This window comes from Streptomyces flavofungini, from assembly GCF_041028215.1.
Taxonomy (GTDB): Bacteria; Actinomycetota; Actinomycetes; order Streptomycetales; family Streptomycetaceae; genus Streptomyces; species Streptomyces flavofungini_B.
Genome location: NZ_JASKYR010001155.1, coordinates 1 through 1,456, shown reverse-complemented (window position 1 = coordinate 1,456; position 1,456 = coordinate 1). Strand labels below are relative to the sequence as shown.

General features: G+C 74.5%; 1 protein-coding gene. It reads right to left on the bottom strand.

What is annotated here, in order from left to right; translation table 11 throughout:
- A partial coding sequence (locus AB8Z36_RS39300) for an ArnT family glycosyltransferase (RefSeq protein WP_369218149.1) occupies positions 1 to 1,433 on the bottom strand: 1,433 nt, incomplete at its 3' end.
- Between the last annotated feature and the right edge of the window lie 23 nt (positions 1,434 to 1,456).

The following is a 1,456-nucleotide window of genomic DNA, read 5'->3' as shown; positions in this document are numbered from 1 at the left end:
GTGTGTGCGCTGTCCACCGTCGAGAGGGTGTACGCCAGCGGGCCCGCGAGGGACGCCGCGAGGCTCACGCCGACCGTGGCGAGGGCGAGCCGACGGCCGGACCGCCCGGCGAACAGCAGACCCGCCGCGCCCGCGAGCCCGGCGACCAGCACCGCCCAGCGCAGCCACGGCAGGTGGTCCGGCACCCGGCCGAGCAGGACGTACGCCCAGACCGCCGTGGCCGCGACCGTCCCCCCGAGCGCCGCGCACGCGGGCCGGGAAGCGCGCTCCTCCCACAGGACCGTGGCGCCCATGCCGATCAGCGCCGCGACATAGGGCGCGAGCGCCACCGTGTAGTACTGGTGGAAGATCCCGGCCATGAAGCTGAAGACCGCCGCGGTCATCAGGAGCGACCCGCCCCACGCCACGAACGCGGCCCGCGCGGTGTCCGTGCGGCGCGCCTTCCTGGTGATGACGAGACCGGCCGCGAGCAGGATGAGCGCGGCGGGCAGCAGCCAGGAGATCTGGCCGCCGACCTCGGAGTTGAACATCCGGCCGATGCCGGTCTCGCCCCACATGCCACCGCCACCGCCGCCGGGGCCACCGCCACCCGGGCCACCGCCGCCGCCGACGCTGCCGGTCTCCTCGCCGTTGATGCGGCCGAGGCCGTTGTAGCCGAAGGTCAGCTCCAGGAAGGAGTTGTTCTGCGAGCCGCCGATGTACGGGCGCGAGGAGGCGGGCCACAGCTCCACGACCGCGACCCACCAGCCGCCGGACACGACCATCGCCAGCCCGGAGAGCGCGAGCTGGCCGAAGCGCCTGCGCGGCCGCACCGGCGCGCACACCGCGTACAGGACGGCCAGCGGCGGCAGGATCAGAAAGGCCTGGAGCGTCTTCGTGAGGAAGGCGAGGCCCACCGCGACGCCCGCCCACACCAGCCACTTGGTGCGCCCGTGCTCCAGGGCGCGCAGCACGCAGTGGACCGTGACGGTCATGAGCAGGGCGAGCAGCGCGTCGGGGTTGTTGAAGCGGAACATCAGCGCGGCCACCGGCGTCAGCGCGAGCACCGCGCCCGCGATGAGCCCGGCCGCCGGGCTGAACCGCCGCCGCACGGCCGCGTACAGGACACCGACCGTCGCGACCCCCATCAGCACCTGCGGGACGAGCACCGCCCAGGAGTTCAGCCCGAAGAGCCGTACGGAGATCGCCATCGGCCAGAGCGAGGCCGGGGGCTTGTCGACGGTGATCGCGTTGCCCGCGTCCAGCGAGCCGAAGAACAGGGCCTTCCAGCTCTGGCTGCCCGCCTGGACGGCCGCCGAGTAGAAGGAGTTGGCGTAGCCGGACGCGCTGAGGTTCCAGAGGTAGAGCACCGCGGTGGCCAGGAGCAGGCCGAGCAGGGCGGGCCGCGCCCAGCGGGGGTCGTCGGGGCGCCCTCGCCAGAGGCGGGCGGGCAGCGCCGCCGCCCGCCTCTGGCGAG